The sequence below is a fragment of the Bradyrhizobium diazoefficiens USDA 110 genome (genome assembly GCF_000011365.1).
Lineage (GTDB): Bacteria > Pseudomonadota > Alphaproteobacteria > Rhizobiales > Xanthobacteraceae > Bradyrhizobium > Bradyrhizobium diazoefficiens.
Window position 1 is genome coordinate 6,917,170 of record NC_004463.1, and the last position, 15,671, is coordinate 6,932,840.

General features: G+C 61.2%; 11 protein-coding genes. 6 read left to right on the forward strand and 5 right to left on the reverse strand.

The annotated features are described in order from the left end of the window. The first annotated feature begins 19 nt into the window (after window positions 1–19). The 3 genes from BJA_RS31840 to BJA_RS31850 are packed head-to-tail and all read left to right on the forward strand — an operon-like array spanning window position 20 to window position 2,355. The gene (locus BJA_RS31840) at window positions 20–265 is read left to right on the forward strand and encodes an acyl carrier protein (RefSeq protein ID WP_038966762.1); all 246 of its coding nucleotides are present in this window, start codon (window positions 20–22) and stop codon (window positions 263–265) included. Next, window positions 252–1,637 carry an AMP-binding protein gene (locus tag BJA_RS31845; protein WP_011089027.1) on the forward strand — a complete coding sequence of 462 codons (1,386 nt, stop codon included), beginning with the start codon at window positions 252–254 and terminating at the stop codon, window positions 1,635–1,637. Before BJA_RS31840 ends, BJA_RS31845 begins: the two co-directional genes overlap by 14 nt. Continuing rightward, window positions 1,630–2,355, forward strand: a complete 726-nt coding sequence (locus BJA_RS31850) for an SDR family NAD(P)-dependent oxidoreductase (protein WP_011089028.1) — start codon at window positions 1,630–1,632, stop codon at window positions 2,353–2,355. Before BJA_RS31845 ends, BJA_RS31850 begins: the two co-directional genes overlap by 8 nt. A gap of 94 nt (window positions 2,356–2,449) precedes the next feature. Here BJA_RS31850 and BJA_RS31855 read toward each other — a convergent pair whose 3' ends face one another. Together BJA_RS31855 and BJA_RS31860 are read right to left on the reverse strand one after the other, a co-directional pair. Then, window positions 2,450–2,710, reverse strand: a complete 261-nt coding sequence (locus tag BJA_RS31855; RefSeq protein ID WP_038966763.1) for a hypothetical protein — start codon at window positions 2,708–2,710, stop codon at window positions 2,450–2,452. A gap of 479 nt (window positions 2,711–3,189) precedes the next feature. Further along, window positions 3,190–3,876: a LuxR C-terminal-related transcriptional regulator gene (locus BJA_RS31860; protein WP_162494133.1), complete on the reverse strand. Its 687-nt coding sequence runs from the start codon at window positions 3,874–3,876 to the stop codon at window positions 3,190–3,192. A 731-nt stretch (window positions 3,877–4,607) separates the two neighbouring features. Here BJA_RS31860 and BJA_RS31865 point away from each other — a divergent pair. Next, on the forward strand, window positions 4,608–5,504 hold the full coding sequence (locus tag BJA_RS31865) for a LuxR C-terminal-related transcriptional regulator (RefSeq protein ID WP_038966764.1): 897 nt from the start codon (window positions 4,608–4,610) through the stop codon (window positions 5,502–5,504). A gap of 65 nt (window positions 5,505–5,569) precedes the next feature. On the opposite strand, the gene BJA_RS31870 is transcribed toward BJA_RS31865, so the two are convergent. From BJA_RS31870 to BJA_RS31880, 3 genes are all read right to left on the reverse strand, one after another. Next, window positions 5,570–6,994, reverse strand: a complete 1,425-nt coding sequence (locus BJA_RS31870; protein WP_038966765.1) for an HlyD family type I secretion periplasmic adaptor subunit — start codon at window positions 6,992–6,994, stop codon at window positions 5,570–5,572. Next, complete coding sequence (locus tag BJA_RS31875) at window positions 6,981–9,629, reverse strand: type I secretion system permease/ATPase (RefSeq protein ID WP_082901051.1); 2,649 nt, start codon at window positions 9,627–9,629, stop codon at window positions 6,981–6,983. The genes BJA_RS31870 and BJA_RS31875 overlap by 14 nt, the downstream gene beginning before the upstream one ends. Before the next feature lie 109 nt (window positions 9,630–9,738). Then, window positions 9,739–12,303, reverse strand: a complete 2,565-nt coding sequence (locus BJA_RS31880) for a heparin lyase I family protein (RefSeq protein ID WP_011089034.1) — start codon at window positions 12,301–12,303, stop codon at window positions 9,739–9,741. A gap of 694 nt (window positions 12,304–12,997) precedes the next feature. On the opposite strand from BJA_RS31880, the gene BJA_RS31885 reads away from it, so the two are divergent. Then, window positions 12,998–14,260, forward strand: a complete 1,263-nt coding sequence (locus tag BJA_RS31885) for a nucleotide sugar dehydrogenase (RefSeq protein WP_011089036.1) — start codon at window positions 12,998–13,000, stop codon at window positions 14,258–14,260. After that, the gene (locus BJA_RS31890; protein ID WP_011089037.1) at window positions 14,241–15,638 is read left to right on the forward strand and encodes a glycosyltransferase family 4 protein; all 1,398 of its coding nucleotides are present in this window, start codon (window positions 14,241–14,243) and stop codon (window positions 15,636–15,638) included. The genes BJA_RS31885 and BJA_RS31890 overlap by 20 nt, the downstream gene beginning before the upstream one ends. Window positions 15,639–15,671 lie beyond the last annotated feature (33 nt).

Genomic DNA, 15,671 nt, shown 5'->3' on the forward strand with positions numbered 1-15,671 from the left:
CCGAAATGTGAGGTGTACCATGTCGGTCAAATCGAAGATTTTCTCCGCGATGGAGCAGATCGCCGAAGAACAGAAGGTCACGCTTCCGCCGCTCGAGGACGATCTGTCACTGAACGAAACCGGGTTCGATTCGCTGGCATTCGCCATCCTGGTTGCGCGGCTGGAGGACGAGCTCGGTATCGATCCGTTCACTGTCGCCGAGGACGCAGCCTTCCCGTCTACCCTCGGTGAGTTCGTCAGGGCCTACGAGAATGTCCCCGCCTGACATCATTGCGTTGCGCCAATATCTTGGCGCGGGGCCGAAGGACCGCACGATTTCCGATGCCCGGCACAGTGTATCGCTGACCGACATGATCGAGCACAGCTGCCTGACCGGCGGGTCCTTCGAATTATCCGGCCGCTCGGTGCTGCTTGCGACGTCGAGACAGCTGCTGTCCGCGCTTGCAATGATCGAGCTCGACGGCGTCGCCCGCCGCATCCTTCTAGGCCCGCCCGACCTCGATTGGGATCGCCTGCAGGTCCTGCTCGATCAGGCCGGGATCGACACCATCGTCACCGATCAGCCGCTACACCGATGCAGTGCTGGCAAGCGCGCTATTATCGGCGTCGACCTGCCCGAACGGAAGGCCGTGGGACGGAAGGTCGACCATGCGACCGAATGGTTGATGCTGACCTCGGGGACTTCGGGGCTGCCGAAGATCGTTCGACATACGCTCGATGGACTCGCCGGCGCGATTATCGCCGACGGGCCCGCGCGCTACCGGAACGCAACCTGGGCGACGTTCTACGACATTCGCCGCTATGGCGGCCTGCAAATTTTCCTGCGGGCCGTGATCGGCGGCGGATCGATGGTGCTTTCGGAGCCCGGGGAAGCCATTGCTGCCCATGTGGCGCGGCTGCGCGCGGGCGGCGTCACCCACATCTCCGGGACGCCGTCGCACTGGCGCAAGCTCCTGATGAGCGGCGCGTCCGCCGATTTCTCGCCGCACTATGTCCGCTTGTCGGGCGAAATCGCCGACCAGGCGGTGCTGGACGGCCTGGCCAGAGCATTTCCGCATGCGTCAATCGGGCACGCCTATGCCTCGACCGAGGCAGGCGTCGGTTTCAGCGTGGACGATGGGCGCGAGGGTTTTCCTGCCCACCTGATCGGGCAGAATCGCGCCGGCGTCGAGATGAAGGTGGTCGACGGCTCACTGCGGATCCGTTCCCGGCGTACGGCGCGCGCCTATGTCGGCGCCGATGCTCCGCCGCTCGCCGACACCGAGGGCTTCGTCGATACCGGCGATATGGTCGAGCTGCGCGGCGAACGATACCACTTCGTGGGCCGTCGAGGCGGCATCATCAACATCGGCGGGCTGAAGGTGCATCCGGAGGAGGTGGAAGCGGTGATCAACCGGCACGCGTCGGTCCAGATGTCGCGCGCGCGGTCGCGCAGGAGCCCGATCACCGGCGCCATCGTGGTCGCCGACGTCATCCTCACCAACGGCACCGATGGGGAGCGCCATGAGACGATCCGCGCGGAGATTCTCAGCCAGTGCAAGAACTGCCTGGCAGTATGGAAGGTGCCCGCGGTGATCCGCTTCGTCGAGCGGCTCGACGTCACGGCAGCGGGGAAACTGGCGCGCACCGATGCGTAACGTTATCGTCACCGGTGGCAGCCGCGGTATCGGCCTTGCCATTGCGCGCAGGCTCGCCGCGTCCGGCGAGTATAACGTGATCGCCGTCGCGCGCCGCGAGAGCGAGGAGCTTGCGGCTGCGGTCCGCGAAGCCCAGCGCCGCCTGCATTTCCGCGCCTGCGACCTTGCGGTGACCAATGCGATCCCGGTCTTCGCAAAATCGATGCGCGACGAATTCGGCGCGATTTACGGCCTCGTCAACAATGCCGGGGTCGGTCCCGACGGGCTGCTGGCGACCATGCACAATTCCGATATCGAGGCCCTGATCCGCTTGAACGTGTTGTCGCCCATGATCCTGACCAAATACGTAGCGCGCCATATGATGGCAGACGGCGCGGGGCGAATCGTCAACATTTCCTCCATCGTGGCCTCGACCGGCCACAGCGGCTTGTCCGTGTATGCCGCGTCCAAGGCCGCGGTTGTCGGCTTCACCCGCTCGCTGGCCCGAGAAGTAGGCAGGGTCAGCATCACAGTGAACGCTATCGCGCCCGGCTTCATCGATACCGAATTGACCAGGTCCCTGGACGACGAAGGCCGTCGACGCATCGCTCGCCGCAGCGCATTGCGCCACCTGCCAGAAGCCGACGACGTCGCTTCCGTGGTCGAGTATCTTCTCGGCGAAGGCGGCCGGAACATCACCGGCACCGTGGTGACGGTCGACGCCGGTAACACTGCCTGAGCGCCGGGAATCGGGCATCCGCCGTCGAGGGCGACCTCTCCTCCCGCCTCAAAAGCACTCGAAGTCGACCTCGCTTGACAGCAGGCTCGACACTTCATTCGGGCGATAGCCCCTTCAGATACTCGAGCATCGTGTTGCAGGCCTGCTCCGCCTCCGCGAAGGTTGAAAACGCCGAACCGCCGATCTTGATCGCGCCGTTACTCCGATACAGCGGCCGCCACGATGCCACATAGCCGGCTCGTCCGTGAAAGCCGGCACCAGCAGGCGTCTCATGCGTGATCACAAAGGAAAAGCCGTCGCTGGCCGCACTCCAGATTTCCATGTCCTCGACGGCACGGTGAAACAGAAGGGACATCAAGATGCGTCCGCGCACTCGCTATCAGCTCAACCACAGAGCTCCGGTCCTTCGCGGGCCGTCAGGAGGGAACGACCCTGGCCACTGGGGGGGCAGGAAGGAGGGCCAGGGCCGTCGCTCCGGATGTGCCGAGATCCAATCGGCACATCTCTGCGATCATGTCTGGAGCCGTTCGTTATAGCCCGCGACTACGTTTTACCTGACATCGGGCAAACTGCGATCAACCCAGAGCCGCAGATGACGAACAAAATACACTTCCCGCCCGATGCCTTGGCTGCGATTCTGGATCAGGCGCCAGGCCTGAGGGACTACCCCATTAGGCTCCCCGGACATCGACCTCGCCAATCAAAGCCGCGTTTGAAATCAGCCTTCAGCCCTCAAAGCTGCTTGTTCCAGCCGATTGGTTGCGTTGCCGGGGGCGCCGCCAGCCCATTTGCAGTGGGAGCGTCGGCCGGGAATGGTGATGCGTGGCGGGCCTCTCAGCGCTCCCCACTCGTCGATCCGGGATGCGGCGCCTTCTCCCGCGGGGCGGTCGCGCGATCATGCTGCGAGATGGCGAGGGCCGCGAGCACCGTCCGATTGCTGATTTCAAGTTTTTGAAAGATGTTGTGAAGGTGCACCTTGATCGTGCCGTCGGTCGTATTCAACCGCCGGCCGATTTCCTTGTTCGACAATCCCTCGGAGACCAGACGCATGATCTGACGCTCGCGTTCCGTCAGCGTCGTCAGCCCGCTCTCCGAATTCGTGCCCTGCTCGCGCGACGCGATCGACTCGGATGGGGTCGATGGCAGCACGTTGTGACCATTGGCGATGTGCCGCAACGACTCCACCAGAGCCTCGGAATCGGTATCTCGCAGGATGATGCTACAGGTCACGGGCGTGGCCGAGAACACCAGTTCGCAATCTTCACTCGCGACGAAGAACACCAAATGCGTCGAACGATTTTCTGAATTGACGGTCGAAAGAATTTTCGCGGCGGCGAGCCCGGGCATTGCGGGATCGACAATCGCCATATCGGGCGCCAGGCGCCGGATCGCTTCGATGCAGCTGGCGGCGTCGTTACAAGATGCAACGATATTGAAATCGGCTACGGCACCGAGCACCTTGCTCAGCCCCTCCAAGACCACCGGATGCCGGTCTGCAATGACTACACTGATACGTCGCATTGGGCGCTCCTCAGCGGATCGTCCCCTAAACATAAACCCCGCGCACCTGTTGCTGTTTCCACCACTATCGATAGAATCACCATAAATTTCTCTTAATACAAGCAGGATCGATATCGCATCGCAAGCTAGGATTAACATGCGCGCGGCACTGCTCGCTTCCCGACTCTCACTCGGGCTGGAATGCCCGTAAGAATCCGGTGATCAGACTGCGGCGGACCAGCCTCTGTGGTTATCCAGTCCGGATAACAGCGTAAGTGCACACTCCGACATCTCCTCAACGTTCATATGCGCAGGGCCGTTAACTCGCTCACAAAATGCGTTCACGCAGAGATAGTATCGACGAACAAAGACCATCGGAAAGGTCTTCAATGTTGAGTGAGCATCTCGATCTAATTCACGCAGAGGATGCGCCAGACGGTATTTTTGGGCACCGTAACCGCACGGGTATACGCAGACCCACCTCTATAACCAACGATATATAGGGCGATCCGAAATTCGCATCTAACATTCATAAAAGCTTAAGCAAGATGGATGGCTCGAAATCCACCAACGAGACCAGGCAAAGAACGGAGGTCCATGATCGAGGTAGCTCAATATATCTAGAGACCACAAGCCGACGGAGAACGACCAACCGAACAACAAGGGCTCGTTCTTACGTCGAGGACCAAGAAAATAATTGAGTTCAACCGCCCATCGCTGTTGTGTCATTGCGTAGTAGGCTGGAGGGTAAAATGAGGAGGCGGCAGTCTTGCGAGACCGTTCTTATTGGAAAGAACGTTTTGATTAGAGAAGGCATTGCTAGAATCCTGCACACGGCAAATTTTCACATCCCGGTATCGGCGTCGAGCCCCGAGGAACTGCCGAGCACACTTCAAACAGAAAAACTGATGTTCCTCATCGTCCATACCGGCGATGGCTTCAATGTCGCGATAGAACAAATCGGATTTGTGAAGGATCGGTATCCGGACGCGCGCATCGCGATCGTGTCCGACAATTATCGGCCGGTCGATCTTGCCTCCGCATTTCGAGCAGGGGCCAACGGATACTTCGTGAACGTCAATTCGTGCGACGCATTCATCAAATCCGTCGAGCTCGTGATTATGGGCGAGACCGTCTTCCCGCCTGCATTCCTGTCATTCGCCCTTGATGCCGGTCGCGATCACGAGCCTGAAACGGCGGAGCCCGGCAGACGACAGGCCATCCTCGCCGCTGCAGACGACACGATCTTGCCGCAGCTCTCTCCGCGAGAAAAGGCAATTCTATCCTGCCTTATCGAAGGCGACTCCAACAAGTGCGTTGCCAGAAAAATCAATATCGCCGAGGCGACCGTGAAGGTTCACGTCAAGGCGATCCTGCGCAAGATCAGGGTCCAGAACCGGACACAGGCGGCGATCTGGGGCATGAACCATGAGTCGCTGGTGCGACCGGCAAACGATCGCGCCCCCTCAACCGTCGATGCGGGCAGAGGGATCGCGAAGCCCATCGAGATGATCTCTGAAATGGAGCAGCTCAACGAGCCGGCTCCATTGGTTCCTCGCTCCAACCACGTCGTGGTCTCCCGTATCGACGGCCTGCTCCGCAAGGGCGTGGACCCAGGGACGCGCGCCGCGGCACGATTCTACAAGTAGATGCAGGGATTCGCTCGGCCTCGGATCGACGACGCGAAGCGCGCACACCCGCGGGAGCGGGCTCCTTAACGCTCCCGCAGCGACTCCTGCTTGTATCTCGCCAGCGGCGAGAGAAGGTAGCTGATGATCCTGCGCGCACCGGTCTTGATCTCGACCGTCACCGCCATGCCGGGACCGAGCTTGACGAGCTTGTCCTCTACCTGCATGTGCGTGCGGTCGAGTGAAATGCGCGCAGCATATTCCAGCTCCTGGCCTTTCGGCTCGCTGCTGCCTTGCGCCGTGCCCGACGCGCGGTCGTTCGGTCCGCCCTGCCTGTCCCGTGTGATGGCGTCGGTCGACACGCTGAGCACGTCCCCATTCAGGAGCCCATAGCGCGTGAAGTTGAACGTATCGACCTTGATCTCCGCCTTCTGTCCAGGATGGACGAAGCCGATGTCGCGGTTGGAGAGCATGGCCTCGATCTCGAGCTGACTCTCGCTTGGAACTACGATGGCCAGCGCCTGTGCCGGCGTCACAACGCCTCCCACCGTGTGAACGGCGAGTTGTTGCACGACGCCGTCGACCGGCGCAGTCAAATGCTGAAGCTTCGTGCGCCGCTCCGCCTTGACCACTTCCTGCGCAGCACTCGCCGCCTTCTGCTCGGCTTTCGCGAGCGCGTCATAGGTGGCGCGCCGATACTCCGCGGCAGTCCTTTCTTTCGTTTCCTTCAGCAAGGCGATGGCGGCGTCGGCTTCGCCGAGCCGGCTCTGCTGGAGGACCAGATCCTGCTGAAGGCCGACCAGCTCCTGATACTCGGAGAGATAGATAACCTTCGAAGCCAGGGCCTTGTCGACGAGACCCTTGCGGATGTCGACCCGCTCCTGCAGCACCGGTATCGTCGCCTGGAGCTTCGCCACGCTCGCCGATGTGGTCGCCCGCTCCGCTTCCTTCTGACCTTGCTGGCGCTCGATCTCCGCGAGCTTGGCGCTTTGCTCGGCACGCTGGCTGATCAGAAACTGGCGATGCATCTCGACCTCCGCGACACTTGCGCCCTGCGGTGATCGGAAGGCGGCAAGCGGATCGCTGGTGAGCGCGGCTCGCAGCCGCGCGACGTCGAGTTCGGCCGCAACGAGATCGCTTCTCTGGCGCTCCTGATCGGCTTCCGTCATCGTCGGGTCGAGTTCGATCAGAACGTCGCCGGCCTTGACGCTCTGTCCATCACGCACGTGAATGGCGCGGACGACGCCAGTCTCGAACGGCTGGATCAGCTTGGTACGTCCGCCCGGCACGATCTTGCCCGTCGCGGTGGCGACGATGTCGACGCTGCCGAGCGATGCCCACAACAGCGCGACGCAAAAGACCGCGATGATGCTCCCCCCGATCGCGCGTCCGATCGGCGACGGCGGCGATTCGGTGATCTCGAGCGCCGCGGGCAGAAATGCAATCTCGTGCTCGCGCCGTCGAACTTCGGCTCTCGGAAACGGAACGATATTCCGGTTAGCGGACGTCATGGATACCGGCCTGCAGATAGTGGAGATTTGCATAGCGCCCATTGGAGCGAATGAGTTCATCATGGCTGCCGTCCTCGACGATGCGGCCATGCTCGAGCGTGATGATCCGGTTCGCATTGCGGACGGTAGAGAGCCGATGAGCGATGACGATGACAGTCCGGCCGGCTGAAATCCTTTTCATGTTCTGCTGGATGGCGCGCTCGCTTTCGTAATCGAGCGCGCTGGTGGCCTCGTCGAGGATAAGGATGCGGGGGTTTGTAATGAGTGCGCGAGCGATCGCGACGCGCTGGCGCTGCCCGCCGGACAAGCTGCTGCCGCGCTCGCCCACGATGGTGTCATAACCCTCTGGCAGCTCCAGGATGAAGTCATGAGCGCCAGCGAGCGACGCCGCCTCGATGACGCGCTCCATGGGCATGGCCGGGTCGGCGAGTGCAATGTTCTCGCGAATCGAGCGATTGAAGAGCACGTTCTCCTGCAAAACCACGCCGATCTGGCGTCGAAGCCAGGTCAGGTCGACCGTCGCGAGGTCAACGCCGTCGACCAGCACGCGTCCGCTCTCCGGCACGTAGAGACGCTGGATCAGCTTGCCGATGGTGCTCTTGCCCGAGCCCGAAGAGCCAACGATACCGACGACCTGGCCGGGCTCGACGCCGAAGGACACATCGTGCAGCACCTCGGGGCCATCGGCGCGGTAGCGGAAGGTCGCGTGCTCGAATACGACCTTACCGCGGATCGCCGGCAGCGCCGCGCGGGCCGAACTGAAACTTGGCTCGGGCATGGTGTTGAGGATGTCGCCGAGCCGATCGATCGACAGACGGGCCTGATGGAAATCCTGCCAGATCTGCGCGAGCCGAAGCACCGGCATGCTCACCCGCCCCGCCAGCATGTTGAACGCGACGAGCTCACCGACGGACAGGTCGCCGCCGATCACGAGCTTTGCGCCGAAGTAGAGCGTTGCGGCGGTGACCAGCTTGTTGACCATCTGGACCGCCTGGCTCGCCGTATTGTTCAGGCTGAGGACGCGGAAACTCGCCCCCACATAGCCGGCGAGTTGCTCCTCCCAGCGGCGTTGCATCTGGGGCTCAACGGCCATCGCCTTGAGAGTCTCGACGCCGGTGACGCTTTCGACCAGGAAGGCCTGGTTCTCCGAGCCGCGATTGAACTTCTCGTCGAGGCGCCGACGGAACAGTGGCGCAACACCGGCGGAAATGCCGATGTAGAACGGGAACGACGCAATGACCATCAGCGTCAGCGGTGTCGAGTAGTAGACCATCACCGCAAGGAAGACGACGGTGAACAGAAGGTCGATAACGAGCGTGAGCGCGGAGCTCGTCAGGAACTGACGGATGTTCTCCAGTTCGCGAACACGCGCAACCGAATCGCCGACGCGGCGCGTCTGGAAATAGGCGATCGGCAATGCCATCAGGTGACGGAACAGCCGCGCGCCGAGTTCGACGTCGATGCGGTTCGTGGTGTGCGCGAACAGATAGACGCGCAGCGTGCCGAGAACAGTCTCGAACACAGTCAGCGCGACGAGGCCCATAACCAGAACGTCGAGCGTGCTCATGCTTCGATGCACGAGCACCTTGTCGATCACGACCTGGAAGAACAGCGGCGAGACGAGAGCGAAGACCTGGAGGAAGAACGACGCGGCCAGCACTTCGCCAAGCAATCGGCGATATTTGTGGACAGCACCGATGAACCAGCCGATGTCAAATCGCCTGGAGAGATCCGTCAGGGCCGCACGCCGGGTCATCAGGATGATGTCACCGTCCCAGATGGCCTCGAGTTCGGCCTGCGTTAAGGATTCGGGCCGGGGAGACAATGGGCGCTGAGCAAGAAGCTTGTCGTCGACGACCTTGCCCAGGATCAGGAAGCCGCCGTCGCGCAGCGCGGCTATTGCCGGCAACGGCGTGACGGCAAGTCTATTCCAGCTTGACCGCTGTGCCCTGGCCTTGAGGCCGAACTCCCTGCTGCAGCGCAGGATTTCGGTCACACCGACCCGCGAGGTGCCCATGCGATGGCGAATTTGCTCCGGGTCGGCCGCAATGCCATGGCAACGCAGCAATATCGCCATCGCAATGAGCCCCGACTCATCGCCATCCGCAGGCTCAGGACCCGACTCGTGGACGGGCATATCGCGACGTTCGGCGGAACGCGCAGACGCCAGGGCATCGCCGGCGAGCGCAACCAGACCACGCCCGCGCGCAATCAGACCGGCAAAAGCATGCTGCGCCCGATCGACGAGGCTTTGAGATCCGGCCAGGAGCAAGCGGCCGTCCCAGATTTCTTCAAATTCAGCACGCGGCATCAACTTCGGATGTGGCGAGGTCGGATGCAGCACGAGCGCGGCGTCGTCCTCGACCTTCCCAAGCAGCAGGAAGCCGCCATCACGCAGCCCTGCGATTCCGGGCAGGCTGATGCCTGCGAGTTGTTTCCAATGTGTCGTGCGCGAACCGACCTTCAGTCCGAAATCGCGGGCGCAGCGAAGCATCGCACGGATGCCGATTGCGCTTTCCCCGCAACGGTCGCGGAGCTGGTCGGGCTCGGCGTTCACGCCATGAAGGCGCAGGAACAGAGCCAGGGATCGAAGCCCGAGATCTGCGGCATGGGCATTTCCATTCTGGATCGCCATTTAATACTCAACCCTTCGCGGCTACCGGCCGCGTATGATGTTCCTTCTCATGCATTCCCAATCATTGACGGGGCCGCACCCAGGCGCTGAGCCTGGGTGCGGCTCGGCCTTAGTGTTGCGGTCGGGCCAGCAACGAGTCGTGCCCCCACCCGATCGCCTGCGACAGCGCCGACACGATCTGACCGGGATCCACCTGGCCGGTGTGAGCGGCCAGATACTGGTTCAGCAACGCAAAGCTCTGGCTTGCGAGGGACGCCATCGTCGTACCGGTCGCAGTCGGATGATCCGCCACACTGATCGGCTGCGCAGCGGTCGTTGCCAGGGCGCTGGTGCCCGGGTCCACATGCTGCTGGAGCAGCGCAAAGCCCTGGCTTGCCAAGGACCCCGCGTTTGCAGCAGTCGTCTGCTGATGATCCGGAAGATCGCCCGCCTGCGGCGCCGTCGGGGTCACGGCCGTTGCGGTGGAAGCAGGCTGATGATCCGTCGCGGTGTGGTGGTGGTGCGACGACGTTGTGGTCGTGACGGCCGCAGGTCGGGGATCCACCACGGTGATGGTCTGCGGCGAGGCCGTCGCAACGGCACCGGTGGTCGGATCCTTCGCGCTTGCGGTCAGCGTGAGCGTTGCGGTCGGATGCCCCCCGCCCCTGTAGGTCGAGGTCAGCGTCAATCCGCTGTCGACCTGCGCTGCCGTCAACGTGATGTTATTGCCCCGGAACGTCTGACCATCGAGCTTGTCGGTGATCGTCTCGTACCTGGGTAACCCTGTAATGTTCACGGTCACGACATCGTTGGAGTCGGTCGTTGTCACCTTGGTACCAAGGTCGACGGTGCCGCCTCTCCCGGCCACCCAGAGCGAGTTATCCGCGATGGTCAGGACCGGCTTGGTCGCCGACGAGGTCGGCGGCGTCGTTGGCGACGTTGGCGTCGATGACGTCGGGTCGATCTGCAGACCGGAGAACGTCTTCACCGCGCCAGCAAGATTCGCAGCGACACCGCTCGCGTCCTTGATGGTCGCACCGCTCGGCAGGTTCACGCCGGTGATGGCGAGCGCCGAGGTGCTGGTGTTGGTCGACGCGACCGTCGTTTTGAAGGTGAGCGTACCCGTGCCCGAACCACCGACATAGGTGGCCGTGCCGCCGTCATTGAGCGACACCGTGGGTGTGCCCGTCACCGTCACGGCCTCGTTGAAGCCGAGCGCCAGCGTGATCGTGTCTCCCACGTGCTCGGTGCCCGTTCCGGGCGAGGCCGTGGCCTGCGTCACCGCCGGCGTTACGGCCGGCGTGGTCGGGGGATCGATCGCGAGACCGGTGAACGTCTTCGCCGCGCCTGCGAGGTTCGCCGCAACGCCGGATGCATCCTTGATGCTCGCGCCGCTCGGGAGATTGACCCCGGTGATGGCGAGCGCCGGCGTGGTCGTGTCGGTCGACGCGACGGTCGTCTTGAAGGTGAGCGTACCCGTACCCGAGCCACCGACATAGGTGGCCGTGCCGCCGTCATTGAGCGATAGCGTGGGCGTACCCGTCACCGTCACGGCCTCATTGAAGCCGAGCGACAGCGTGACCGTGTCCCCGACGAGTGCGGTACCGGTTCCCGGAGAGGCCGTGGCCTGCGTCACCGCCGGCAAGATCGGATCGATCTGGAGACCGGAGAACGTCTTCACCGCGCCCGACAGGTTCGCCGCAACACCGGATGCGTCCTTGATGCCCGCACCGCTCGGAAGATTGACGCCGGTGATGGCGAGCGCCGAGGTGTTCGTGTCGGTCGACGCAACGGTCGTCTTGAAGGTGAGCGTGCTGGTACCCGAACCACCTGCATAGGTAGCGGTATTGCCGTCGTTGAGCGACAGCGTCGGCGTGCCCGTCACGGTCACGGCCTCGTTGAAGGCAAGCGACAGGGTGATGGTATCGCCGGCATGCTCGATGCCCGTTCCCGGAGACGCCGTGGCCTGCGTCACCGCCGGTGTCACCGTGGGCGTCGTCGGTGCAGTTGGGGGTGGGAGGGATCCTGTTGTTATCTCCAAGTTTCGGAAATCGGCGGCCAAAACTTCGGGTGAGGTATGCCGATAGAGGCCTTCTTCCCAATAGGTGCGAGAACCATAGCCCAAGGGGCCATTGTAGTTCACAACCTGATTCCCATTGATGTAGACGTCCAAAAACCCGCTGCTGTTGTTGGCTACGCTGGTCTGTATCTGGATATTGTAATACTGGCCGCGCACAATTGGATTGGGATCAGTCCACAGCGTCTTGGTGGTGATGCCAGTCGCGGGGTCCCCGTATCGTGCGACAACTGCCAGATGTTCGCCCTGCATTTCGATCGCGAACGGAGGCGAGGTGTGCACGCCTGACCCAAGATCTCCGTCGTTACTGTGCATTTCCGCAGTCACGAGCCACTGCGCGGTGTTCGTGGCGCCGGGCTCCACCATGAACTGATAGGAAATGTTGGTGGGCATGCCGGCCGCAATCAGATTGTCCATCTGAACTTCGGAGCGATCGATAGTCGAGCCATCGAACCAGGCCGGATCACCCTGGTGAATTTCGAAGCGCAGGGTCTGGCTGTCGGGCTCGGTCAGGCTGTAGCTCCTGCCCGCCGTCTGGACGTTGTAGGGGCTGCCGTCGATATACAAATTGCTCTGCGGCGCAGATGTAAACGACGTGATTGTACCGGTAACTGCCATTCCATTATCCTTTTACCGTTGAAGACAGGGAATTCCATCGCCGCGCATCACGAGGCGCGCGACGTACCGCATGCTCGGAGTGCGTGACACTGCGAGCCGATTCCAAAGCAGCGGGATTGATAGCGCCCCCCCAACTGCTGGGGTCGCTGGTTAGTTAGGAAGTATGGCGAAAAAAGCCTCAAAATGTGATTTATACCAATGTATGGAGCCTCCTGGTTCCCTGTTCGACGATGACGAATGGTGGGAGAACTCGAACGGCGCGGTCGTCATCCTCGCGAGTGCCGGAGTGTCGGGGCCTTCCGCGCATCCCAATGGTCTAACGCCCAGGACGGGCCTCGCAATTCGCGATCGTCGTCTAACTCTTGCTTGCGCATGGGCTGTTTCGGAAGCCCATTACAGTTTCTCGATCATGCCTCAGCATGCGGCGGCGCCTCGATGAAACCGGCACGGCTCCCAGTTTCAACTGAGCGCGGGCGTCCCTTCGGCAACGACCGCCTCGATCGGTGAGGGGCGCCGATCCTACGCACTATACGGGGGTGATCGAGCCAGGCGCTCATAGTGCGCCTGAGCAGACGATTGCGATCGACAAATTGGTGCGACGTCTGAGCTACTCCCAAGTGGGTAGCCACTTAGCCCTTGCTAGCAATCCCTTTGCTTATGTCCGCCTGGGCACCCCCAAGGCTATCCTAGAAGAATGAAAATTGCAGTGTTCGGACTTGGTTACGTCGGTATGACGACCGCCGCCTGCCTGGCGAGGAGCGGTCACGAAGTCATCGGCGTCGACGTCAGCGATGAAAAAGTCGCAATCGTCAATGCGGGCAACTCGCCGATCACCGAGCCCGGTCTTGACGAGCTTGTCGCGCGAGCCGTCAGGAAGGGCCTGCTGAGCGCGACGCAGAACGCGCGCGGACATCTCGACAATTGCGCGTTGGCCATCGTTTGTGTGGGTACGCCCAGTGCACCGGACGGATCACACAACATGAGCTTCATAGTCGAGGTTTCCCACCAGATCGCGGAACTGGTGCGCCCAGCTCGATCGACAAAGCTGACCGTCGTATTCCGCTCCACGGTGCGGCCCGGCACGATCGAGGAACTGGTGCTTCCGATCTTCGAGAACGCACTTAAAGGTCGCATGGATCGAGTCGAGCTTGTCTACAATCCCGAATTCCTGCGCGAGTCAGTCGCGATCGAAGACTTCTTCAATCCGCCGAAGATCGTGATCGGGACGAAGGATGGAGAACGATGCGCGGTGCTTGATGAGTTGAACGCAACCATCAATGCGCCAACTTTCTACACGACCTATCGTGCGGCGGAGATAACAAAATTCGTCGACAACACATTCCATGCGGTAAAGGTTGCCTTTGCCAACGAAGTGGGCCGGGTTTGCGAGAAACTGGGCATCAGCGCGACGACCGTCCATCAGATATTCGTCTCTGATACCAAGCTCAACATCTCGCCCTATTATCTGAGACCAGGCGGCGCATTCGGTGGCTCATGCCTACCGAAAGACGTCCGTGCGCTGCAATATATCGCAAGCGATGTCGGGGCGCATACTTACCTCGTGGATTCGCTTCTGAGGTCGAATGATGCGCATAAGAATTTCCTGTTTGAGAGCTGCCTGAAAGCCCTTCCCACAGGCGGACACGTGCTCATGCTGGGGCTCTCTTTCAAGGAAGACAGCGACGATCTTCGCGAAAGCCCCAACATCGATTTAGCTCGTAAATTCCTTCAGTCGCATATCGACCTATCGATCTACGACCCCCAAGTCGAGCCCTCCAAATTGCTGGGACAGAATCTTGGCTATGCGTTCTCTAGTCTGCCCGCATTGCGCAAGCTTCTAGTCTCAAGATCGATCGCCGAGTCGGGGTCATTCGACCTCGTCGTCGACACCAGAGGTTGGGCGAAAACAATGGCGTTACGTACTCGGCGGGTCATCAATGTCAACACGCTTTCGTAACGACCGCAGCGCAAGCCATCCTGCTCAAGCGGGTCCAGCAAAGCCACCCGGGTCGGCTAGCATCGAGAGCGAATTCCGCGAACTCATCGGCCTGGATGCCAACTCGTCGCGTTTCACAGACAGCGTGACGGGGGTCCCACCTCTCACCAGTGGTGCAGTTCGCCGCCGCGTGCTCATCATCGTCGAAAATCTGCCGGTGCCCTTCGATCGTCGGGTGTGGTCGGAAGCCACCACATTGGCCCGGCACGGCTATGATGTCTCAATAATTTGTCCCAAGGGGCCGCAGGCGACCGCCTCATTTGAAGTGATCGAGGGAATTGCCGTCTATCGCCATTGGCTGCCCAGAGAGGGACGCGGCGCGGTCGGCTATCTCGCCGAGTACAGCGCGGCCTTATTCTGGGAGTTTGGCCTGAGCTTGAAGATACTGGCGACGCGCGGCTTTGACGTGATCCACGCCTGCAACCCGCCCGATCTTATTTTCCTCGTTGGTGGGGTTCACAAATTTCTATTTGGGAAGTCCTTCATTTTCGATCACCACGATATCAACCCCGAGCTCTACGAAGCAAAATTCGAACGGCGCGGCATCCTCTGGCGCGCCATGGTCCTATTTGAGCGCCTTACATTTGCACTGGCCGACGTATCGATAGCGACAAACCAATCATATCGCACCATTGCCGTTGAACGCGGGCGAATGAATCCAGACCGGGTGTTTGTCGTGCGCTCCGGTCCAAACCTTTCGCGCGTTCAATCACTTCCATCAGACCCGACCTGGAAGAGGGGCAGGACTTTTCTGGTCGCATACGTGGGTGTCATCGGAAAGCAAGAAGGTCTTGATCTGCTGCTGGAGTCAATCAAACACATTCGCGGATCTCGAAATCGAGATGATATCCAGTTCGTCATTGTCGGGAGTGGACCGGAATTGGACAACGTCAAGAAACTTGCAACGGCCCTGGAGCTGGATGAGTCGATCACGTTCACCGGTCGCGTTGATGACGTCACGCTGTTCACCGTGCTCTCGACAGCAGACGTTTGCGTAAATCCTGACCGCCCCAATGCGATGAACGACAAATCAACGATGAACAAGATCATGGAGTACATGGCGTTGGGCAAGCCCATTGTCCAGTTTGACCTGACCGAAGGGCGCGTTTCGGCGGGTGAGGCATCTTTGTACGCCCGCAATACCGATACTGCAGAATTCGGCGACATGATACTCGAGCTCTTGGATGATCCGGTGCGGCGGGCGCGCATGGGTGCATTTGGCAAGAAGCGAATCGATGGCGAGCTCGCCTGGGATCACGAGGCGAACAAGCTCTTGAGCGTCTACGATACGGTGTTCGATCTGAGAGGCTCGCACGAAGCGGCGCGCCGCCATACTTGAAAAGGGCAACACGCGGCCAGCGCTAACGCCGAA